This window comes from Chitinophagales bacterium (assembly GCA_020636535.1).
GTDB lineage: Bacteria > Bacteroidota > Bacteroidia > Chitinophagales > JADIYW01 > JADJSS01.
In genome coordinates this window covers 1312444-1333544 of sequence record JACJXT010000011.1, presented here as the reverse complement: position 1 = coordinate 1333544, position 21101 = coordinate 1312444, and the positions used below count along the sequence as shown (strand labels likewise).

The 21101-nt window shown below is 31.2% G+C and carries 23 protein-coding genes; 13 read left to right on the top strand and 10 right to left on the bottom strand.

The window, feature by feature from the left end; all coding sequences use genetic code 11:
- Nucleotides 1-21 precede the first annotated feature (21 nt).
- From H6553_06135 to H6553_06125, 3 genes are read left to right on the top strand one after another with little or no spacing between them, the layout of a single operon-like run.
- Complete coding sequence (locus tag H6553_06135; GenBank protein ID MCB9033397.1) at nt 22-228, top strand: hypothetical protein; 207 nt, start codon at nt 22-24, stop codon at nt 226-228.
- Entirely contained in the window at nt 229-639 is a 411-nt protein-coding gene (locus H6553_06130; GenBank protein MCB9033396.1) for a putative toxin-antitoxin system toxin component, PIN family, read from the top strand.
- Nucleotides 636-1064, top strand: coding sequence for a SufE family protein (locus tag H6553_06125; protein MCB9033395.1), 429 nt, complete (start codon nt 636-638; stop codon nt 1062-1064). The genes H6553_06130 and H6553_06125 overlap by 4 nt, the downstream gene beginning before the upstream one ends.
- A gap of 24 nt (nt 1065-1088) precedes the next feature.
- Here the strand turns inward: H6553_06125 and H6553_06120 are convergent, their stop codons facing one another.
- On the bottom strand, nt 1089-2795 hold the full coding sequence (locus H6553_06120) for a hypothetical protein (protein MCB9033394.1): 1707 nt from the start codon (nt 2793-2795) through the stop codon (nt 1089-1091).
- A 1-nt stretch (nt 2796) separates the two neighbouring features.
- On the bottom strand, nt 2797-4566 hold the full coding sequence (locus H6553_06115; GenBank protein ID MCB9033393.1) for a Na+:solute symporter: 1770 nt from the start codon (nt 4564-4566) through the stop codon (nt 2797-2799).
- A 72-nt stretch (nt 4567-4638) separates the two neighbouring features.
- Between H6553_06115 and H6553_06110 the strand changes: the two genes are divergently transcribed.
- From H6553_06110 to H6553_06080, 7 genes are all read left to right on the top strand, one after another.
- The gene (locus H6553_06110) at nt 4639-5973 is read left to right on the top strand and encodes a dihydroorotase (protein ID MCB9033392.1); all 1335 of its coding nucleotides are present in this window, start codon (nt 4639-4641) and stop codon (nt 5971-5973) included.
- A 250-nt stretch (nt 5974-6223) separates the two neighbouring features.
- Entirely contained in the window at nt 6224-6421 is a 198-nt protein-coding gene (gene rpmI / locus H6553_06105) for a 50S ribosomal protein L35 (GenBank protein ID MCB9033391.1), read from the top strand.
- A gap of 27 nt (nt 6422-6448) precedes the next feature.
- Nucleotides 6449-6793: a 50S ribosomal protein L20 gene (gene rplT, locus H6553_06100; protein ID MCB9033390.1), complete on the top strand. Its 345-nt coding sequence runs from the start codon at nt 6449-6451 to the stop codon at nt 6791-6793.
- Nucleotides 6794-7135: 342 nt separating this feature from the next.
- Nucleotides 7136-8431: an O-acetylhomoserine aminocarboxypropyltransferase/cysteine synthase gene (locus tag H6553_06095; GenBank protein ID MCB9033389.1), complete on the top strand. Its 1296-nt coding sequence runs from the start codon at nt 7136-7138 to the stop codon at nt 8429-8431.
- Nucleotides 8432-9445 (top strand): homoserine O-acetyltransferase, encoded by a 1014-nt coding sequence (gene metX, locus H6553_06090; GenBank protein MCB9033388.1) that lies wholly within the window; start codon nt 8432-8434, stop codon nt 9443-9445. It abuts the gene before it with no gap.
- A gap of 1207 nt (nt 9446-10652) precedes the next feature.
- Complete coding sequence (locus tag H6553_06085; protein ID MCB9033387.1) at nt 10653-11285, top strand: HNH endonuclease; 633 nt, start codon at nt 10653-10655, stop codon at nt 11283-11285.
- Nucleotides 11286-11458: 173 nt separating this feature from the next.
- Nucleotides 11459-12469, top strand: a complete 1011-nt coding sequence (locus H6553_06080) for a hypothetical protein (GenBank protein ID MCB9033386.1) — start codon at nt 11459-11461, stop codon at nt 12467-12469.
- A 234-nt stretch (nt 12470-12703) separates the two neighbouring features.
- Here H6553_06080 and H6553_06075 read toward each other — a convergent pair whose 3' ends face one another.
- Entirely contained in the window at nt 12704-13756 is a 1053-nt protein-coding gene (locus H6553_06075) for an IS5 family transposase (protein ID MCB9033385.1), read from the bottom strand.
- A gap of 212 nt (nt 13757-13968) precedes the next feature.
- Between H6553_06075 and H6553_06070 the strand changes: the two genes are divergently transcribed.
- Nucleotides 13969-14952 (top strand): transposase, encoded by a 984-nt coding sequence (locus H6553_06070; GenBank protein ID MCB9033384.1) that lies wholly within the window; start codon nt 13969-13971, stop codon nt 14950-14952.
- A gap of 478 nt (nt 14953-15430) precedes the next feature.
- Here the strand turns inward: H6553_06070 and ilvA are convergent, their stop codons facing one another.
- From ilvA to H6553_06050, 4 genes are read right to left on the bottom strand one after another with little or no spacing between them, the layout of a single operon-like run.
- Nucleotides 15431-16687 carry a threonine ammonia-lyase IlvA gene (gene ilvA, locus H6553_06065; protein ID MCB9033383.1) on the bottom strand — a complete coding sequence of 419 codons (1257 nt, stop codon included), beginning with the start codon at nt 16685-16687 and terminating at the stop codon, nt 15431-15433.
- A gap of 2 nt (nt 16688-16689) precedes the next feature.
- On the bottom strand, nt 16690-17175 hold the full coding sequence (locus H6553_06060) for a DUF1569 domain-containing protein (protein ID MCB9033382.1): 486 nt from the start codon (nt 17173-17175) through the stop codon (nt 16690-16692).
- A gap of 2 nt (nt 17176-17177) precedes the next feature.
- Nucleotides 17178-17612, bottom strand: coding sequence for a hypothetical protein (locus H6553_06055; protein MCB9033381.1), 435 nt, complete (start codon nt 17610-17612; stop codon nt 17178-17180).
- A gap of 3 nt (nt 17613-17615) precedes the next feature.
- Nucleotides 17616-18011 (bottom strand): gamma-glutamylcyclotransferase, encoded by a 396-nt coding sequence (locus tag H6553_06050; protein ID MCB9033380.1) that lies wholly within the window; start codon nt 18009-18011, stop codon nt 17616-17618.
- A 122-nt stretch (nt 18012-18133) separates the two neighbouring features.
- On the opposite strand from H6553_06050, the gene H6553_06045 reads away from it, so the two are divergent.
- Both H6553_06045 and H6553_06040 read left to right on the top strand, forming a co-directional pair.
- The gene (locus H6553_06045; GenBank protein MCB9033379.1) at nt 18134-18766 is read left to right on the top strand and encodes a hemolysin III family protein; all 633 of its coding nucleotides are present in this window, start codon (nt 18134-18136) and stop codon (nt 18764-18766) included.
- Nucleotides 18759-19151, top strand: a complete 393-nt coding sequence (locus tag H6553_06040) for a diacylglycerol kinase family protein (GenBank protein ID MCB9033378.1) — start codon at nt 18759-18761, stop codon at nt 19149-19151. The genes H6553_06045 and H6553_06040 overlap by 8 nt, the downstream gene beginning before the upstream one ends.
- Here the strand turns inward: H6553_06040 and H6553_06035 are convergent.
- The 3 genes from H6553_06035 to H6553_06025 all read right to left on the bottom strand — a co-directional run bounded on the left by H6553_06035 (nt 19143) and on the right by H6553_06025 (nt 20908).
- Nucleotides 19143-20279, bottom strand: a complete 1137-nt coding sequence (locus tag H6553_06035; protein ID MCB9033377.1) for a pyridoxal phosphate-dependent aminotransferase family protein — start codon at nt 20277-20279, stop codon at nt 19143-19145. The genes H6553_06040 and H6553_06035 overlap by 9 nt on opposite strands.
- A gap of 81 nt (nt 20280-20360) precedes the next feature.
- Complete coding sequence (locus H6553_06030) at nt 20361-20660, bottom strand: type II toxin-antitoxin system RelE/ParE family toxin (GenBank protein MCB9033376.1); 300 nt, start codon at nt 20658-20660, stop codon at nt 20361-20363.
- Nucleotides 20657-20908, bottom strand: coding sequence for a type II toxin-antitoxin system ParD family antitoxin (locus tag H6553_06025; protein ID MCB9033375.1), 252 nt, complete (start codon nt 20906-20908; stop codon nt 20657-20659). Before H6553_06025 ends, H6553_06030 begins: the two co-directional genes overlap by 4 nt.
- Nucleotides 20909-21101: the final 193 nt, after the last annotated feature.

The window sequence follows — 21101 nt, the reverse complement described above, 5'->3', positions numbered from 1 at the left end:
TATTTTAATTAATTTTAAACTATGGTTGAATCGCCTTTATTTAATGATTTAGAATTATCATTTTTAGAACTTTCTAAAAGCCAAAGATTATCTGAAGAAGATGTAAATGCACTTAAAGTTTTATGGGCAAAATATTTCTATTTAAAAACCCAAGAAGAATTAGAGAAAGTGTGGAAGGAAAAAAATTATTCAGATGATGATATTGAGAAATGGATTAAAGGAGAATAAGTGTTAAGAGTTGTAGTTGATACAAATATTATTTTATCTTCCATATATATAAAATCAAAGGCACATTCTATAATACAAAAATTATTTGAAGGAAAGTATGAACTTTATATTTCTAATGAAATTTTATTAGAATACGAAGAAAAGCTACAGCAAAATTTTAATAAAACAATTGCAAATAATTTTATTACCTCACTACTTATTCTACCAAATGTAATAAAAATAGAACCGCTTTTTAAAAGTGATATTTTAAAAGATAAAGATGATAATAAATTCTTAGACATTTACTATACAAGTAAGAGCAACTATTTAGTCACTAATGATAAAGACTTTAACATAATTAAAAATATTACATTTCCAAAGCATAATATAATTACTATTAACGAATTTATAAATATAATATCAAAACAATGAACACCATTAACGAAATACAAGACAGCATTATAGATGATTTTGCTATGTTTGAAGATTGGAACGACAAGTACGAATATTTAATTGAATTTGGTAAGTCATTACAAACATTAGAAGAACAATATAAAACCGAAGAGAATCTCATTAAAGGTTGTCAATCTAGAGTATGGTTGGTAGCAGAAGAAAATAACAACCATATTATTTTTAAAGCCGACAGCGATGCTATTATTACCAAAGGTATTGTTGGTTTATTGGTAAAAGTATTGTCTAATCATAGTGCAGATGAAATATTAAATACCAATTTATATTTTTTAGACCAAATTGGATTAAAAGAACACTTGTCTCCTACTAGAGCCAATGGTTTAGTAAGTATGGTAAAACAAATGAAAAATTATGCCATTGCTTTTAAAGCGAAGCAACAGTTGTAAAGTTCTACTTTATAGTAAGTCTTCTTAAAACTCGTATCGTCTATACGGAATTGACCAACGCAATCCTAAGTTTACAAAATGCGTTTTCATATCCAATGCATCATTTTGACTGTTCTTCTTTCTATAGATATAATTTAAATCTACAAATATGTTGTGCCATGGTTCGTAAGTAGCTAAAACATCAACATAAAACTGTTTGGCTTGAACACCTTGTCCAATATAATTGCCAAATTCATTTACAAAATTACCATATGGTTGTAGTGGATCTGCTCCCCAATTTTCTGTACTTGTATTTTCTCCGTATTTATTATATATAAATCTACTTGATATAAATAATTGCTGCAATGGTTGATATTTGATTTCAGCTATTAACTCGGTAAAATTTGCTCCTAATGGATGTGCCAATGGTTGATTGTAGTGCGTATAAGAAGTAATAGTATCTGTATGACTATATGTGTATGGTCGAGATACATTGGCTTCAAACTGGAAATCTAAATGATCTACACCAAACATATCGATATACTTTAAACCAAACTGTGCTGAAAATTTATTTGCCCACCATTTGTTTGGATGTGTTAAACCATAGAATTTACTTTTTCCTGGAACGCTAAACTCTTTCGAGAAATTCAACTCATCTAATAATAGTTGACCATAAAACTGAAGATGCTTGGCAAAATTCATCTTAAAATCGAAACCAATAAAAGCATTGTCTGGCGAACCTAAAGCTTGTTCTATAGAACGATAAAATATTAATGGATTAAGATATTGTAGCTCAAAATGATTTGCTCTGCTAAACACCACCGATTCAAATACGCCTAAGTTTAACCACTTAGTAATATTAAAACTTAAGTGATGCATGGCTACATATTTTTTATCTAGCAAACCATCTGCACCATGACCATAGTATTTAGTTAATTCGGCAAATATATTTTGATAATTGATTTTCCAGACATTTGTATTGATTTTAAAAAACATATAATTGTTACTAAAATCTGATAAAAACATAGAGCGAATACCATCACCAATAAAATTATTATCGTAGCCAAATTGAAAGTTAATGTGTTTTGATGGTGAGAAAGTTACATAACCTTTAGCTAAGAAATAATCGAAACCACCGTTGCCATATTCTTTCCAGTAACCAGCATGTGGCACAACTTTGTGTTGTTTTACATATTGATTGACATAGTTTGGAAATCGACCTTGTTCTGATAAAAACAAAGCATAAAATCCAACCCATTTATCAATCTGCCCTCTTGCTTCAAAGCCTTTTGAGTTGAAAAATTTAAAATCTTTTTCTGCAAAATCTTGTCCACCTCTTACATAAACAGCTGGATTTACTGCTGCTTTAAAATGTGGCGTTTCTACACTCATAAAATGTGCAGGATGTTTGTACATAAATCCTAAAACAGCTCTATCTCTCCTATCTATCTTTTCATCATAATCAAATTCAAAATTGTCTTTGTAGAGATACAATAGGTTTTTTTCATCTAATTTTGTTAAGTCAATTTCTATGTCGCCTGTATCAATTCTTCCTACAAAATTCATGACCATAGCTCTGTCGTATGGTTTGCTTGCAGTATGAAAACCATCTACTAAACCAGACTTAATTTCTAATCTATCTAAATAATGATATGTTTGACTACCTAATGGCACATAAGTTCCACCTTGAGCAAAAGAAAAGCATACTAATAATGAAAATATATTTAAGAAACTAAATTTATAAAAATTCATACTATTTAAAGATTGTCGTTTTTTTAACTACTGCTGTAAAGATAAACAAACTGACCAATAAAGTTGCACCAAATATTACAGCACTTTTCCATTCTGCTAAGATAAGTTTTCCTATAAAAAAGAGTGTAGAATAAGTAAAACAGATGCCACTAATCCAACAAATAAAAAGATTGATTAGGTTGCTACTGTTATAGTTTTGCTTGTTTCTAAATGGCGACCAAGCTCCATCTGGTTGTACCTTATCGTAAAAATTTTGTAGCGTAGTTGTAGCTGTTGGTTTAGTAAGAAAGGTAACTATAATCCAAATTATTGTAGTACCAGCAACTGTAATTAAAAAACTATCTGGAAATTGTAAATAAGTAGCGTTTGGATATTTTAATCGTAAGATAGAAATAATTGTATAAATAACAAAAGGTGCAATTGTAGCCGCAATTTCGCTCCAAGCATTAATTCGCCACCAATACCATCGTAGTATCAAAACTAAACCTAAGCCTGCACCACACTCCATTAAAAACGACCACGCTCCAGAAATAGAATTGACTTTAGTACTAACCGCCAATCCGATTATCATTAAAATAATGGTAGTAATTCTTGCTGTAGCAACCAATTGTTTTTCTGTTGCTTTAGGTTCTATAAATCGTTTATAAAAATCGTTGACTACATAACTTGTTCCCCAATTTAATTGAGTAGCAATTGTACTCATATAAGCTGCGAAAAAAGCTACCAGTAATAATCCTTTTAAACCAGTAGGTAAAAAGTCTTTCATTGCATAAACATATCCTAATTTTACATCACCTCCTGTTAAATTTGGATATAAAACCATTGCAGCTAATCCGACTAAAATCCAAGGCCAAGGACGAATACAGTAATGAGCAATTTGAAAGAATAGTGTAGCATAAACTGCATCTTTTTCAGATTTAGTACTCATCATTCTTTGAGCCACATATCCACCACCACCAGGTTCTGCACCAGGATACCAACTTGCCCACCATTGTACACCTAAATAAGCAAAAAATGACAAAGCAGAAATAGCAAAAATTTTAGCACCTCCACTACCAGAACTAATTGATGGAAAGAAATTTAAAGCACCAGGAGCAACTGCATTGACTTGCTCTTTTAAACCGTGAATGCCTCCAATTTTTTCAGAAGTAACGACTAAAACTGCTAAAATAATACAGCCAGTCATTGCAATAACAAACTGAACAGCATCGGTAACGGCAACGCCCATTAAACCAGAAACAGAAGTATAAACTGCTACAAATGCCATAGCAAGTGCAGTATAAAAAAGTGCTTTTTCTGGTGATAAATCGAAAAATACTTGTAGTATAGAAGACATGGCAACATTTACCCAAGCAATAATAATACAGTTGATAAATACACCTAAATAAATGGCTTTGAAACCTCGTAATAACTGAGCAGGTTTTCCATGGTATCTGAGTTCGATTAGTTCGACTTCGGTCAATACGCCACTTCTACGCCAAAGATTAGCAAAAAAGAAAGTTGTTAGCATACCACCTGCAAGAAAACTCCACCAAATCCAGTTGCCAGAAATACCATTATTACCTACAATTTCAGCAACTGCCAAAGGTGTATCTGCAGCGAAAGTAGTAGCTACCATAGACACGCCAGCAAGTAACCAGCCCATGCTTCTACCACCTAAGAAAAACTCTTCGGTATTTTTTCCAGCTTGTTTGGCATATTTTAATCCTACGAAAAGATATAATAAAAAAGAACTGGCAATGATAATCCAATCGATGAGTGCTAAATGCATAGGTTTATTTTTTGTAAAGATAAATTTTTATACCTTATTTTTGACTATTCTATAATTTGAGAACTAAAAAACATGAAAAGATATTTAATAAAAAACGGACAAGTAGTAAACGAAGGAAAAATTATACAGCAAGATATATTAATTGAAGACCAAATTATTAGTAAAATTGATAGTGATATTTCACACGATACTGCTACTATAATTGATGCTCAGAATCAATATGTCATTCCTGGAATTATTGACGACCAAGTGCATTTTAGAGAACCTGGTTTAACTCATAAAGCACATATTTATAACGAAGCCAAAGCAGCAGTAGCTGGTGGCACAACTTCTTTTATGGAAATGCCAAACACTAAACCTCCTGCTTTAACTCAACAACTACTAGAAGATAAGTACCAAATTGGCAAAAATACATCACTGGCTAATTACTCATTTTTTATGGGTGTTAGTAATGACAATTACGATGAAGTGATGCGTACTTCGACCAAAGAAGTTTGTGGTATTAAAATTTTTATGGGTTCTTCTACTGGTAATATGTTGGTAGATAATGAACACACACTAAGCAAAATTTTTGCTAATACACCAATGCTTATTGCTACACATTGCGAAAATGAAAACAGAGTAAAAGAAAGAAATGCTTATTACCAACAAAAATTAGGTGATAGTGCTACAGCAGCAATTCATCCAATTATAAGAGATGATGAAGCGTGTTATTTATCTTCTTCTTTTGCTGTTGATTTAGCCAAGAAACATCAAACAAGACTGCACATTTTGCATATTTCTACTGAAAAAGAATTGGCTTTGTTTGATAATGCACTTTCTTTGAGTGATAAAAAAATTACTTCTGAAGTATGTGTACATCATTTGTATTTTAATGCTAATGATTATGCACAATATGGCAATCTCATTAAATGTAATCCTGCCATAAAATCAAAAGAAAATCAAGATGCATTATTGAAAGCGTTATTAGATAATCGATTAGATATTATAGCAACTGACCATGCTCCACATACTTGGGAAGAAAAACAACAGTACTATTGGCAAGCTCCATCTGGTGTTCCTTTGGTACAACATAGTTTAAATATTATGTTAGATTTTTATCATCGTGGATTAATAAGTTTGGAAAAAATTGTAGAAAAGATGAGCCATGCTCCTGCTCAATGTTTTAAAATTAACAATAGAGGTTATTTAAGAGCAGGTTATTTCGCAGATATTGCTATCGTAGATATTAATCAATTGTGGCAAGTAAATAAAGACAATATTTTATACCAATGTGCTTGGTCGCCTTTTGAAAATCAGACTATAAAAGGAAAAGTAAATTATACTTTTGTAAGTGGACACTTAGCTTATAATAATGGTATTTTTGATGAAAGCCAAAAAGGATTGCAATTGTCATTTAATCGTTAAATATTTTACGATGTTATATTCTAAACTTGTCTCAGAATCTACATAGTTAACCTTTTTAAAGAAGATGCTGAAATAAATTCAGCATGTAGAGGTGATATGCAATTAAAGATTTTTAAGGCATCAATAGAATTTAATATTTTACGATGAATTTACATTAGAGCATTATAGTTTTATAAAATAAAATACTATCTTTGCACTCGCTTTACCTGAAAGTAGGTAAAACTTATTGATTATAAATAAAGTAGAAGTCATGCCAAAGAAAAAGACAAACTCTAGTGCAAAGAAAAGATTTAAAGTTACCGGAAGTGGTAAAATAAAAAGAAATAAAGCTTATAAGAGACATATCTTAACGAAGAAGACTAAAAAGCAAAAGAAAAGATTAACCCATTCAGGCCTAGTGCATACGGCTGATATGGACAACGCCAAAAGATTATTGGTGTTGAATTAAATTGTTAAACAATAAAAATAGAAAGTTATGCCACGGTCAACCAATGCAGTTGCTGCAAAAGCAAGAAAGAAAAAAGTATTAAAACAAGCCAAAGGGTATTTTGGCAGAAGAAAAAATGTATGGACAGTAGCCAAAAATGCTGTTGAAAAAGGTTTAGGTTATGCTTATACAGGCAGAAAACTTAAAAAAAGAGATTTTAGAAGTTTATGGATTACCAGAATTAATGCTGCTGCAAGATTGCATGGTATGTCGTATTCTGTATTGATGAACAAGCTAAAAGTAGCTGGAGTAGAATTAAATAGAAAAGCATTAGCTGATATTGCTTTAAATGATCCTGCTGCTTTCGAAGCAATCGTAAATCAAGTGAAATAGTAATCATTTATATTACATCATACAAAATGCTTTCCTTTTCGGAAAGCATTTTTGTTTCTAATCGTATCTATTACATAAAAAAGTAAATACTAATTAAAAATTCCTACCAATCCCAATCACTCAAAAAAAGTCATTTATACTAGAATAAATTAATTTTCACTTTTTCTTGGAAATATCATCACCAATAAATACTTTTATACCATGATAAATTTTCAAATAATGTGTTGTTGTTGTAGCCAAACTATAGAAGGTTTATCATAAAGTATAAATACAAAAAAATGATTTGATATAACCTTCCTACAAAACGGAAGGTTTTTTTATATAAAAATAAAAACAATAAATATGAGCAACTTAAAATTTGAAACACTACAATTACACGCAGGACAAGTTCCTGATCCAACTACTGGTTCTCGTGCAGTGCCAATCTATCAAACATCTTCTTATGTGTTTAATGATACCGACCATGCTGCTAATCTATTCGGATTAAAAGAATTTGGCAATATCTATACTAGAATCATGAATCCAACTACCGATGTCTTTGAAAAAAGAATTGCTGCTTTAGAAGGTGGCGTAGCTGCTTTAGCAACAGCTTCTGGACAATCGGCTCAGTTTTTAGCTTTAAACAATATTTTACAAGCAGGCGAAAACTTTGTATCTACTTCTTTCTTATATGGTGGTACTTACAATCAGTTTAAAGTAGCTTTTAAACGATTAGGCGTAGAAGCAAGATTTGCAAATGGCGATGATGCAGATGCTTTCGAAGCTTTGATTGATGAAAACACCAAAGCATTTTATTTAGAAAGCTTAGGCAATCCAAGAGGTAATGTTCCAAATTGGGAAAAATTCAAAGCATTGTCTGAAAAATATGATATTCCTATTATTGTAGATAATACTTTTTGTGCTGGTGGATATATGTTTCAACCATTAAAACACGGTGCTCATATTGTAGTAGAATCTGCTACAAAATGGATTGGTGGACATGGTACTTCTATTGGTGGAATTATTGTTGATGGTGGTAATTACAATTGGGGAAATGGTAAATATCCACAGTTTTCTGAACCATCTGAAGGTTATCATGGGTTAAACTTTTGGGAAGTATTTGGCAGCAATGGTCCTTTTGGCAATATTGCATTTATCATTAGAGCAAGAGTAGAAGGACTTAGAGATTTTGGAAATGCTATTAGTCCGTTTAATTCTTTCTTATTACTACAAGGCGTTGAAACGCTATCTTTAAGAGTAGATAGACACAATGAAAATGCATTAGCATTGGCTCAATGGTTAAGCAATCATCCAAAAGTAGAAAAAGTAAACTACACAGGTTTAGTAGATAGTCCTTATCACGAATTGGCTAAAAAATACTTACAACATGGCTTTGGTTCTGTATTTACTTTTAATATTAAAGGTGGATATGAAGCTGCTAAATCATTCATCAATCATTTACAATTAATTAGTCACTTAGCTAATGTTGGCGATGCTAAAACACTCGCTATTCATTCAGCATCTACTACACATCAACAATTAACCGATGAAGAACAATTGACCAGTGGTGTAGAAAAATCTGCAATTAGAATTTCTGTAGGTATTGAAAATATTGAAGATATTAAAAACGATATAGAACAAGCTTTAAATAGTATTTAATTGGAACCAAAAATTTTAACCATCAATGAGCCACTGATTACAGAATCTGGCTACGAGTTTAAGCAGTTGGCATTGGCATATCATACCTTTGGAAAACTCAATGAAGATAAATCTAATGTAGTATGGATATGTCATGCTTTTTCTGCTAATTCCAATCCAACAGAATGGTGGCCAGGTATGGTTGGCGATGGATTGTTTTTAAATCCAGAAAAATATTTTATTGTATGTGCTAATATGTTGGGTTCTTGCTATGGTTCTACAGGACCATTAAGTATAAATCCAAATACCAATGAACCATATTACTTAGATTTTCCTATTGTAACGGTTAGAGATATGGTACATTCTTTAATGAAATTGCGAACACATCTTGGTATTGATAAAATTCATTTTGCTTGTGGATTTTCTATGGGTGGACAACAATTATTGGAATGGGTGATTGAAGAACCGAATATCTTTGATCATATTTTATTAGGAGCTACAAACATTCAGCACTCACCTTGGGGAATTGCCTTTAATGAAAGTCAGCGAATGGCAATAGAAGCAGATGCTTCGTTTTTTGACAATCGACCAGATGGTGGATTAAATGGTATGAAAGCTGCCAGAAGTGTAGGACTCATCTCCTATCGAAACTATGTGGCTTATAATAAAACACAGGCCGATGATGATAATAGCAAATTAGAAGATTTCAATGCTTGTTCTTATCAACGATATCAAGGCGAAAAATTAGCTAAGCGATTTAATGCTTATTCGTATTGGTATTTAAGTAAAGCCATGGATAATCATAACATTACAAGAAGTAGAGGTACAGCATTAGAAGTATTAGAACGCGTAAAATGCAAAACACTAGTATTAGGTATTGAGTCAGATTATTTATTTCCACTAGAAGAACAAAGATTACTAGCAACACTTATACCACACAGTCAGTTTGTAGTTATCGACTCACCTTACGGACACGATGGATTTTTAATAGAAAGCGAACAAATAAGTAAAATACTATCTGTATTTTTAGATTAAGGTTGTAGAAAAGAATAGCTATTAACTTAAATCTATTGTTAGCATTCTGAAGTTGGAGATTGCCACAATTTTATTCATGCTTCACAAAATCTTGCAATAGACGGTTTTATTAAATTACATTTTACTTAGAGCAACTCTTTACCACCAACTGCCTATACTGAATGAGGAAACGAACAAAGTATCTCCTAAATCAAAAAACACTTTACTTAATAAACTGCCACCCTTCCGTAATTTTGAGGAACAAAAAATATACGGAATCTAAAATGATTGAGTTGTCTTCAGTATAGTATGAAGTTATCTTCAGTATGGTATGAAGTCATCTTCAGTATAGTATGAAGTCATCTTCAGTATAGTATGAAGTCATCTTCAGTATAGTATGAAGTCATCTTCAGTATAGTATGAAGCATCTTCAGTATAGCATGAAGCATCTTCAGTATAGTATGAAGTCATCTTCAGTATAGTATGAAGCCATCTTCAGTATAGTATGAAGCCATCTTCAGTATAGTATGAAGTCATCTTCATGCTATATTTCTACCAAAGCATATTGCGTATTCTAAGTATTTCCCACTAATAAAGTAGCAAACAGGCAATGGAATATATTTAAAATACGCAAAAACATATCTTTTATATAGTATTGAGAATAAAAACATTATAAACAAAAAATATTTTTAGCAAAAAAATATACGCAAGTTATTTTATTGCGTATATTTGGGTGATGTGCAAAAGTCTCCGCTACCGCTGCGTCTTTTGCACATCGTAGGGCGGATTACATCCGCTGATGCGTCGAACGGTCTTCGCTGTCGCTACGACCTTCAACACATCAGCGGATTTGCAAAATCCTTTCGCTTTGTGTAACTTCGTTACACGCTTCAGGACTTCGCAAATCCGCCCTACGTTACCACCAATTTTTATGACGACAGACCTGACCAAAAAAGAACTGACTGACTTTGCCAATAAAGTAAAGACGGTGACATTAAAAAACGACTTTATTAAAGTTGGTTCCTTTCTATTAAAATCAAAGCGGACAATGTCAGGACTGTTTTCAAACTTTTCTGGCAAAGACCTTTTCGACTTTAAGCTTCAATTTCAAGTGGTAATAAATGGACAAACACTTTTGTTTTATATTCAGCTTTATGAAAACATAACAAGTTCTGGTAATAAACATTTCAGACTTGCCAGTTATGTTGAATCTAATTCAGGTACAGGAATGATTTTTACAATAAATTTATCACGACATAAAGACGAGTCAAGTCAACTTTCACTAACTTCCAAATTGACATTTACTCAGCAACTGGACGGACATAAAGATCTTGCGATTTCACATCGTAAATTAAAACAGTATTTATTTGCCGAAATTCTCAATAATCTTGGTTACGACATTACTGACAACAATGACATTTTATTTGGAATATTTGATTTGAAAACTAACGAGTTTTTAACTACTTCAGCCGAAAAGTTTCTCAATGATTTTTTAGTTGTCTCAATTTTAAAAGGACATTTTATGGCTAATAAGGGATATGAAATTGAGTTGTTCCCCTCCTTCAAAAATATCAGTTCAGAATTCAAATCATTAGAAACTAATATTGAGACGACAAAAGAGTTGCCAAGTGTAATTAAAGACCAACGTGCAAAAAGAGCTATTCCTCTTTCATTACGTTTTAAAGTCCTTCATCGGGACAAATCTACTTGTTTAATATGTGGTAAAACTCCCAAGGACGGAATAAAATTACATATCGACCACATTACTCCTCACTCAAAAGGTGGCTTGACAGTTTTTAATAATTTGCGGACATTATGCAATGAGTGTAACATTGGACGAAGTAATAAATATGCAGACTAAAAAACTGGTGGTAACAAAAAATTTGTGTTATGGTTGGTAGATTTGGAAAATATTCGTAATTTTATAAATTAATAGTTCTGTTGTAAGTTAAGTTCGTCTTGCTCACGCAACCACAACACAAATTTTTAGCCGTTGCCCATAATACAAACCAACATTGAGAATAATAGCATAAAATGGAATTTAAGAAGTTCAATTCAATAGAAAACTCATATCAAAAAGAGTTTATACAATCAATTTTTGACGGAGGATTTGCCGAAATAGATTACATTGTTCAGGAAAAAACTCATGGTGCGAATTTGAGCTTTATTACCAACGGGAAAGAAGTAACTTCAGCAAAACGAACCGAAATGATAGCTGATGACGAAAATTTCTACAATTCGAAGTCCGTTCTAGAAATATATAAGAGCAAGGTCATTGAACTATTCCAAAACCTTTCGAAAGGTTTTGAATTAAATACTCTGACCGTTTTTGGCGAATTAATTGGTGGTGGTTACCCTCACAAAGATGTGCCGATTAGCAAAGATGCTAAATTGGTGCAGAGAGGAATTTATTACAACCCAGAAAATGAGTTTTTCGCATTTGACATACTAATAAATGGCGAGGAATATCTTGATGTACAAAAGACAAATGAACTTTTTGAAAAATTTGGATTTATTTACGCAGATACTCTTTTTAAAGGCAGTTTAAACGAATGCTTGGAATATCCAAATAGATTTAAAAGTACTTTACCTGCTAAATTTGGGTTACCAGAAATTGACGGCAACATTTGCGAAGGTGTTGTTATTCGACCTGTAAGACCTTTGTTCTTTAATAGTGGTTCGAGAATACTAATCAAGAACAAAAACGAGGATTGGTCTGAAAACAATAACTATATCGACAAAGATATATTGCGACAGATTTTGCACGATGACGAAGAGTTGAGCGAAGAGGCGGAAAATCTTTGCCAAGAGGCTTACAAGTACATTTCTGCAAATCGACTGAATAATGTGATTAGTAAAATTGGCGAAGTGAACCCAAAAAAAGACTATGGACGAATATTAGGAATGTTCAACAAGGATATTCTAACAGACTTTCTCAAAGAAAACCGAGCTGAATATGACGCATTGGAAAAACACGAAAGTAAAGCCGTGAATAAATTTGTAAACAAGCACGCAAGCCATTTATTAACTGAATATTTTACATAAAAGTACTACAGGCAACAATGGTGACCGTTGCACAACTGGGTAAAAAATGCTAAAAATTATAAGTATGAGACCGTTGCAAAAGGTGAAATTTTTGTTTTTTATTTATTATATTCATTAGTTTATATTTGTTATATTTTAATTTGTTTGTTTTATTGGCTTATTTTGTTATTTTTTATCTTTTTTGATTGATTTTTGTTTGTTTAGTACTCTTTTTTTTTACTTTTCTTCGCTTTTTTATGCTTTGGACATAAGTATCCCTGGACTTCTGTATAAATTATATGCTATGGCTTCCATTATGTTTTGTGTGTGCATCTTGGCTATGCCTCTGTATCTTGCTATACCGCCGTTAAACCATCTTTTTATACTGCCAAAAGTGCGTTCTATTTTATATCTGGTTTTGCTTATTAGTTTGTTATAATCTGTTTGGGCTTGTGTTAATGCTTTATTTTTAGTTGCTTTTTTTAATATGTTATTTTTTAATCCTAATGTCTTTAACAATTCATTATTCTTCTCTGATTGATAACCTTTGTCTGCTTTTACTGCTATGTCTTTTGGTAAGTCTGCTGTTTTTAATACCGTTTCTAGATTACTAATTTCATTTACACTTGCTTTGGTGGTTAATACGCCTAATACTAATCCTTCGTTGTCTGTTACATAGTGTTTCTTATAGCCATATTTTAGTTGTTTGCCTCTCTTTATCCATGCTGCTTCTATGTCTACACTTGTACTGTATTTTTTTTCTACCGTCTTTGTTGGTACTTCTTGTGATTGCTCTTGTTGTTGTTGTTGTGCTTCAAGCTCATAATTACTTTTTCCTTTGGGTTTTAATGGTGTTTCTACTATACTGGCATCTACTATAGCTCCTGTCTTTACTAGTATTTGATGTTGTTCTAATTGTTTGTTTATGCTTTTTAATAATTCATCATATGCTCCTGCTCCTGTCATTGCTGTTCTAAATCTGCTTATGGTACTATGGTCTGGTGAGGTTTGGTCTATGGTTAATTCTAAGAAAGAACTAAAGGAGAGGCTGTCATTTATTCTGTCTTCTACTTCGTAATCACTTAGTCCGTACCATGTTTGTAGTAAACAGATTTTGAATAATAACAATCCATCATAACTTGGCTTGCCTGTTGCACTTGTGCCTTTGGTGTAATACTTATCTATTACTGTACTAATTTGTTGCCAATCTATTAACTGGTTAATTTGTGTAAAGAAAACTTGTTTAACTTTCTTTACGCGTGTATCGCATATACTGTCTGCTAATGTGAGTGGCTTATTTATTTTCATAACTCTAATATACTAAATTATAGTATAACTACTAGCATTATTCTATATTATTTTTTATCACTGCCTTGCAACGGTCTTAGTATACAGCATTACATATACTTATTTATATAAATTATATTTTGGGCATAATACTGAAAAATAGTTGGTGTATTGTATCAAGAGTACTATAAATAAAGGTTAAACTAGATATTTTATGAAATGTATTTCATAAAATATTTTCTTTGTTAAAAAATGGCAAAAAAAAGCGATGTTGGAGCTGTAGTAGTTTAGATGTAATATGCTGGGGCAAACAACAAAACAAGCAAAGATTTAAGTGTAAAAACTGTGGCATATTATTCACAAGGAATAGACCAGAACAAAAAATAAAGAACCGATTCATATGGTTCAAGAAATGGATAATAGAAAGACAAACCTACAACACATTATGTAGAGATAGTGGTTATTCAAAAGACACCTTACAAAGAACCTTTTATAAAATTTTAGAGCGTTCGCCCACGGTTAAAATCATAAAAAGAGAACAAGTTAATCTTAGAGTGGACGGTACTTATTTTGCACAGTTCTGTTTAATAGCTTATCAAGATAATCTTGATGGCTATACACAACTTATCCGTTTTTCAGATGGAGAGCATTTTGAAGAGATTAAGGAAGATTTAAGTAATTTAATACACTTAGGCATTAAATTAGAAAGTATTACCTCAGATGGTGCTAAAAGTATATTAAAAGCAATTAAACATACTGACAGTAATATAGTTATACAAAGATGCTTGGTACATATTCAACGAATGTGCTTACTATGGCTTACTAAATACCCTAAACACATAGCAGGACAAGAACTTAGAAAACATATTTTGCTATTACTCAAAATAGAAACACAGAATGATAAAATATGGTGGACAAGAGAGTTAAAGCTATGGTATGAAAGACACAAAGACTATCTTAATGAAAAGACTATTAACTTAGAAACTAGAAGGTATTGGTATACTCATAAACTACTAAGAAGATCCTACTTCTCAATAAAAAGAGCATTGCCTAATATGTTTCACTATTTAGAAAATCCAAAAATACCAAGAACAACAAATGGAATTGAAGGTTATTTTAGCCATCTAAAAAATCATCTTGATTTGCACAGAGGTTTGACTTTAAAAAATAGAATAAATTTCATCAAATGGTATGTGTATTTATCTAATGAAAAATAGAGTTTTTTTAGCCATCAAGTATACCAAAAAATGAAAAAGGTTGATAGTTATCTATCAACCCATTTTTTGTATATACATTAATCCTATTGCTAAAAAGTTGGTCTCCACCAGTGCTTTTATCCTCTTCAGATTAACTGGAGAAAGCTAAACATTATTTTTGTCAAATGCACCAACTATTTTTCAGTACATTACCATATTTTGGCTTTGGTATTTTTGTGTAGTACTTGGTATAGTTTACGGTAGCATCTCACCCATCAGAGTTCTCTATCGAGTAACTCTGATGGAAATTATTTTCTGTGCTGTTGGAAGTTTCCTTCCAACAGATTCCTATGTTCTATTAACAGTATTTATAAATTGTCGGGAGAAAACTCCCGACAGCACAAATTGCCACAATTTTGTTCCTACTTCTCAAAATTTCGCAATGGACGGTTTATTATTATTTATTTAGAATAAACAATTAAATCAAATTTACTTTCGTCTACACCAAAAAGTTAAATAGAATTGGGTCTTCGTTTAAGTTAGTAAAGTCTACATTGTATTTTTTCATTCTGTCAACTAAACCATTATAATCTTCTTTGTTCTTCAATTCTACACCAACCAATGCTGGTCCACTTTCTTTGGTGTTCTTCTTCGTATATTCAAACAAAGTAATATCGTCATTTGGTCCTAGTACTTTATTTACAAACTGTTTTAATGCTCCAGAGCGTTGCGGAAATTTGATGATGAAATAGTGCTTCAATCCTTCATACAATAAAGACTTCTCTTTAATTTCTGGCATTCTCTCAATATCGTTATTGCCTCCACTAATTACACAAACTATGGTTTTACCTTTAATTTCGTCTTTAATTAAATCGAGTGCAGCAACAGACAATGCTCCTGCTGGTTCTGCAATAATGGCATCTCTATTATACAGTTGTAAAATAGTAGTACAAACTTTGCCTTCTGGAACTAATACTACTTCTTTTAATTTATTTTTTAGTAAACTAAAACTTAAGTCACCGACTTCTTTTACAGCTGCACCATCAACAAATTTATCTATATGTTTTAATTTTATTAATTTATTTTTTTGAATTGATTCGTACATTGCTGGTGCACCTAAAGGTTCTGCACCATAAATAGTTGTATTTGGTGCATACTTTTCTAAATAAGTCATCATACCACTGGCTAAACCACCACCACCAATTGGCACTACTACAGCATCTACTTTCTTTTTGCCTAACTGTTGTAACATTTCTAAAGCAACAGTTCCTTGTCCTTCCATAATCAAAGCATGATTAAATGGTGGCACAAGTGTAGCATTATTTTTTTGAGCCATTTTATCTGCAAAACTTTTAGCATCATCGTAAGTATCGCCAAAAAGTTCTACGGTAATAAACTCCTTTCCTATTCGTTGTACAGCACTTACTTTTTGTTTTGGCGTAGTCATTGGCATTACTACAGTTCCTTTTATCTTTAGTAAGTAACACGAATAAGCAAAACCTTGTGCATGATTGCCTGCACTAGCACAAATAACACCATTCTTTTTTTGTGCTTTATTTAATCTACAAATAAAATTATAAGCACCTCTAATTTTATACGAACGAACTATTTGTAAATCTTCTCTCTTTACATATATATTAGCATCATATAACTCTGATAGATTTTTATTAAATTGCAATGGCGTTGGTTCTATTATTCCATTTAATTTTAGTGCTGCATCTTCTATTCCTTCAATAGTTGGAACTAACTTAGACATACTTATATTAGATTAAATTGTTTAAAATGATGTATGGTGTGTTTGTACTGAAACAGCATCCATTCTTTGGTATTTAGTTTTCCGAAAAAAGGATGATTGGCTGTTGTAAAATCTGTTGCTTGTATGGTCGATAAAAATAAATGTATTGTACTGATTAATGCTTCTTTGGCTTCATCTATAGTATTTGTTTTTAATGGCAATAGTTCTTCTTTTGGTAAAAAAGGTGGTTTGAAATTTTTCATCAAAGGCAATTCGCTATATAAAAAATTCCTTTGTCGTTCTAACTTTTCACCACTTAATAGAATTGGCATTTCGTGTTCTGGTAATACAAATTGAAAAACTAATTGTAAGTGTTCTATCATGTGATGTGCTGTCATAATTCCCCAATCGGCTTGCTCGTTTCCTTCTATTTTATTGATAATATCAATTGCTGTTTGATTAAAGTAATCTTCAAAATTGATATCCATATTTAATATATCTTCTGCCATTATTAGTATTTTTGATTACCTAATTGAAAGTTTAAAGGTATTTTCTTTTTCTGAATATTATCTTCAAAGTTGCAAAAAAATCCTTGTTTAAATTGTGGAACTTTAAATGACATGGTATCATTTTTTATCACTAAGGAATTTTCAGACAGTAAATTATATTGAGCTATTGAATATTCTTTTATTGCTTCATGAAAATTATGGCTATATAAAGCATCTTCTTTCTTAGGAAAGTAGGCATCTAATATTATTATAGAATTACGGATTCCGTATATTTCTCGTTCCTCGAAATTACGGAATGACGAATATTTAGATTTAAATTGCTTTAGTTGCAGAATATCTTTATCGCTATTTAAATATAAACTATATTGATTTAAGTTATTTTGTGCTACTACAGTAGTAATAGTTATTAAAAATAATATAAAAACAACATATTTCATTTATCATGGATTTAAAAAATCACCCGAGTTAATTAATTTTGCATTTTTAGGTAAATCCCAATTATAAAAATACGCCCAGCACATTACATTTTGTTTAGTAGATATTATCTCTACTAACTCTCTTTTGTATTCAAAAGGTTTCAAACCAATATCAATTCCTTCGTATTCATCTAGTTTTTTAAATACTTCATCTTGATTGTGAATCATAAAAATATCGCCATAAACTACATGCGATTTATCGTTGGTTTTAATTAATCCAGGATACCAATTAATCGTATATATTTGAGCACCAACTAGTTTTCCTAAATCAACGAGTGTACTATTTTCTGCTAAGTACTTCGCTATGCCATCATCTCTTTTTGCTCTAAGTGTGCCGTAGGTAAATAAGTATTCAGACATAATGCTAAAATATAAATTTAGTCAATTAAATTACACATTAAATGCTATAATTTTTTAATATCATAACACTAGTTTTACGAGCAAGTTCTATTTCTGAAATAATATTACTTATCTTTATAAAGATGAAGTTGGAAACAAAAAAAGAAATTGCTAATACGATTACTCATGGTATTCCGTTGATTGCCTTTTTGGTGATGATTCCGATTTTAATTGTGAAAGCAGTTAATCATCAATTCATCAATTGGAAATTGGTTGGTATTAGTTTGTTTGCATTTGGTTTGTTTAGTGTTTATACTTCATCTACTTTTTATCATGCTATTTTTCATGTGAAGACGAAAAGAATTTTACGCATTTTTGACCATATTAGCATTTACTTTTTAATTGCAGGAAGTTATTCTGCTTTTATGTTTTTGTTTTTTCCTAATCGCATTTCCTTTCCGTTCTTAATTGTATTGTGGTCGATTGTAGCACTTGGCATCATTAAAAAAATATTTTTAACAGGAAAATACGATACGCTGTCTACGCTTTTGTATATTTTTTTAGGATGTATGGGCTTATTTTTAGCAAAGCATATGTTTACTTATGTGCCTAATGTTTCGCTTTGGTTGATTTTTATCGGTGGATTTTCATACTTATTTGGTGTGATTTTTTACGCATGGAAAGGTTATAGATATCATCATGCAGTTTGGCATGTGTTTGTTTTTATAGGTAGTTTAAGTCACTTTTTTGGTGTATATTTAGGTATAAATGCTTGATAAAAAAGACGAACAACAGTTTTCTATTCTGAAACAGTTTAAGAGTTTTAAATATGCTTTTGATGGTTTTAAAAGCATTATAAAGACAGAACACAATTTTAGAATACAAGTTGTTTCTGCGATAGTGGTTATCATTTTTTCGATAATATTTAGAATTAGTGGTTTTGAATGGTGCTTGGTCTTTTTTTGTATTGCACTAGTAATGATTACCGAAATACTCAATACTGCTATTGAAAAAACCTGTGATAAAATTTCGGTTACTTACGATGCTGATATTAAATACATTAAAGACATTGCAGCATTGGCTGTTGTATTAGCCACTTTTACTGCATTAATTATTGCACTTGTAATATTTGTTCCGAAGATAGTAGTGCTTTTATTGTAATTGCAACTGACTAGTAATTAACTCAATCAATTGATCTATTTCTTGTGTAGTGTTATAACTGTGTAGTACAATTCTAATTCTTGGTTCGTTTTGTGCTACTGTTGGATAAACAATGGCTCTACAATCTAAACCTTGTGCTTGTAAAAATGAAGCTGTTTTTTTTGTTGCTTCGACAGAATTAAACATGAATAGAAAAATTGGACCAATGCCTTTTATGTTTTTTACTACATTTTGTGTTTTGATTTTTTCTTTAAAGTAATTAATTAAACAATTCAACTTAATCAATTGATTTTTATTTTGTTGCAAAAAATTATAACTATGTTTCACGCTCAAAAAATCTAGCAATAAAGGTGCTGTTGAATAGATAAATGGCTTTGCAAAATTGATTAAGTAGTCTTGTAAATCTTGGCTTCCTGCTACTGCTGCACCATGACTTCCTAATGCTTTTCCATAAGTATATACTCTAGCAAAGCAATCTTGCTCTACACCTTGTTCATTTGCTAAACCTCTGCCCTTTTCGCCAAATAAACCTATGCTGTGTGCTTCATCAATAATTAAGTTCGCTTGATATTGTTTACAAAGCTGAGCAATAGTTTTTAAGTCAGCAATATCGCCATCCATAGAATACATTGTTTCTACTATAACAAATACAACACCATTGGTTTTTACTTGAAGTAATTGTTCACTTAAATCATTTAAGTTATTGTGTTTAAATGGAATTAAAGTTGCTTTACTCAATTGCATTCCAACATGAATAGATGCATGCACTTTTTCATCGTAAATGATAATGTCTTCTTTTCTTGCAACTGTGCTAATTAACCCAACATTGGCATTGTAACCAGAATTAAAAAACAAGGCAGCTTCTGCATAATGAAAATTGGCAATTTGCTGTTCTAATGCTTCTATAATTGTATGATTGCCATTGAGTAAACGAGAACCAGTTGAACCAATTTGTTGTAGTAATTTTACATCTTGCTCCATTTGTTGTTTTATCCAAGCTGATTTAGCAAAACCTAGATAGTCGTTTGAAGAAAAATCTACTAGCGTATTACTTGAAGTTAACTTTCTAAATAATTGATTTTCTTTCCGTTGTTCTAAATAATATTGTATTCTTTGGTTGATGTTCATTGCTTGGTTTTTGCTATTTCTGTTGGTGAAGACACCGAATGTCAATTGAAAACACTTGACATGGCTGTTTCCAAAATTTCGTTAATCAGCTAATCTATTTTCAACCTCCATGCTTTGATGTAAAATTCTAATAATTTCTACTTCATTCTGCTTCTCATTGATTTTATAAAAGATAAAATGCGATTTTATTCGACTCTTTAAATATCCTTTTCTTATATCACTACAATCTTTTCCGTAATATGGTTGCTTGGCAATATATTCTATTTCATCTATTATCAAATCAAGATATCGTTCTGCTTGTTCTAATGACCAATTTTCAAAAGTATAGTGCCAAATATTTTCAATATCCTGCTTTGCTTCGTTGCTTATTTTATAATTCATTTTTCAGCAACATATTTTTGATGAAGCTCTTTACGAAAATTTTCTCGATTAAATTCTTTTACAAAACCTGACTGCTCTCCTTTTTTTAGTTCGTTTATTAATTCTGTTTTTTTCGTTTCTTCGAACTCAAATAATCTTAGCGCAGTTCGTATAACTTCGCTTGCAGAAGAAAACTTTCCACTTTTAACTTGTTCATTTATGAGATTGTCAAAATAATCACCTAATAAAATGGATGTATTTTTAGCCATTACTTTACATTTAATCCAAAAATACCAAGTTTTGGTATAAAACGCAACTTTTTCTTAGATTTTGTTGGATTTTATGCTTGATTTTTATTTGTTATAGATTTCGGTTGGTGAGGACAAAAACCGATAAGTGAAATAGTCGTTTGATAAAAAATCTACTAGAGCATTACTTGAAGTTAACTTTCTAAATAATTGA

What these genes read in the sequence shown, in the direction of transcription:
- H6553_06115 (MCB9033393.1), bottom strand. Translation starts at nt 4,566, where the DNA reads ATGCATTTAGCACTCATCGATTGGATTATCATTGCCAGTTCTTTTTTA.
- H6553_06085 (MCB9033387.1), top strand. Translation starts at nt 10,653, where the DNA reads ATGATTTTTACAATAAATTTATCACGACATAAAGACGAGTCAAGTCAA.
- H6553_06075 (MCB9033385.1), bottom strand. Translation starts at nt 13,756, where the DNA reads ATGAAAATAAATAAGCCACTCACATTAGCAGACAGTATATGCGATACA.
- H6553_06050 (MCB9033380.1), bottom strand. Translation starts at nt 18,011, where the DNA reads ATGTCTGAATACTTATTTACCTACGGCACACTTAGAGCAAAAAGAGAT.
- H6553_06060 (MCB9033382.1), bottom strand. Translation starts at nt 17,175, where the DNA reads ATGGCAGAAGATATATTAAATATGGATATCAATTTTGAAGATTACTTT.
- H6553_06080 (MCB9033386.1), top strand. Translation starts at nt 11,459, where the DNA reads ATGGAATTTAAGAAGTTCAATTCAATAGAAAACTCATATCAAAAAGAG.
- H6553_06095 (MCB9033389.1), top strand. Translation starts at nt 7,136, where the DNA reads ATGAGCAACTTAAAATTTGAAACACTACAATTACACGCAGGACAAGTT.
- H6553_06035 (MCB9033377.1), bottom strand. Translation starts at nt 20,279, where the DNA reads ATGAACATCAACCAAAGAATACAATATTATTTAGAACAACGGAAAGAA.
- H6553_06030 (MCB9033376.1), bottom strand. Translation starts at nt 20,660, where the DNA reads ATGAATTATAAAATAAGCAACGAAGCAAAGCAGGATATTGAAAATATT.
- ilvA (MCB9033383.1), bottom strand. Translation starts at nt 16,687, where the DNA reads ATGTCTAAGTTAGTTCCAACTATTGAAGGAATAGAAGATGCAGCACTA.
- H6553_06125 (MCB9033395.1), top strand. Translation starts at nt 636, where the DNA reads ATGAACACCATTAACGAAATACAAGACAGCATTATAGATGATTTTGCT.
- H6553_06045 (MCB9033379.1), top strand. Translation starts at nt 18,134, where the DNA reads ATGAAGTTGGAAACAAAAAAAGAAATTGCTAATACGATTACTCATGGT.
- H6553_06025 (MCB9033375.1), bottom strand. Translation starts at nt 20,908, where the DNA reads ATGGCTAAAAATACATCCATTTTATTAGGTGATTATTTTGACAATCTC.
- H6553_06040 (MCB9033378.1), top strand. Translation starts at nt 18,759, where the DNA reads ATGCTTGATAAAAAAGACGAACAACAGTTTTCTATTCTGAAACAGTTT.
- H6553_06110 (MCB9033392.1), top strand. Translation starts at nt 4,639, where the DNA reads ATGAAAAGATATTTAATAAAAAACGGACAAGTAGTAAACGAAGGAAAA.
- H6553_06055 (MCB9033381.1), bottom strand. Translation starts at nt 17,612, where the DNA reads ATGAAATATGTTGTTTTTATATTATTTTTAATAACTATTACTACTGTA.
- H6553_06135 (MCB9033397.1), top strand. Translation starts at nt 22, where the DNA reads ATGGTTGAATCGCCTTTATTTAATGATTTAGAATTATCATTTTTAGAA.
- H6553_06120 (MCB9033394.1), bottom strand. Translation starts at nt 2,795, where the DNA reads ATGAATTTTTATAAATTTAGTTTCTTAAATATATTTTCATTATTAGTA.
- rplT (MCB9033390.1), top strand. Translation starts at nt 6,449, where the DNA reads ATGCCACGGTCAACCAATGCAGTTGCTGCAAAAGCAAGAAAGAAAAAA.
- rpmI (MCB9033391.1), top strand. Translation starts at nt 6,224, where the DNA reads ATGCCAAAGAAAAAGACAAACTCTAGTGCAAAGAAAAGATTTAAAGTT.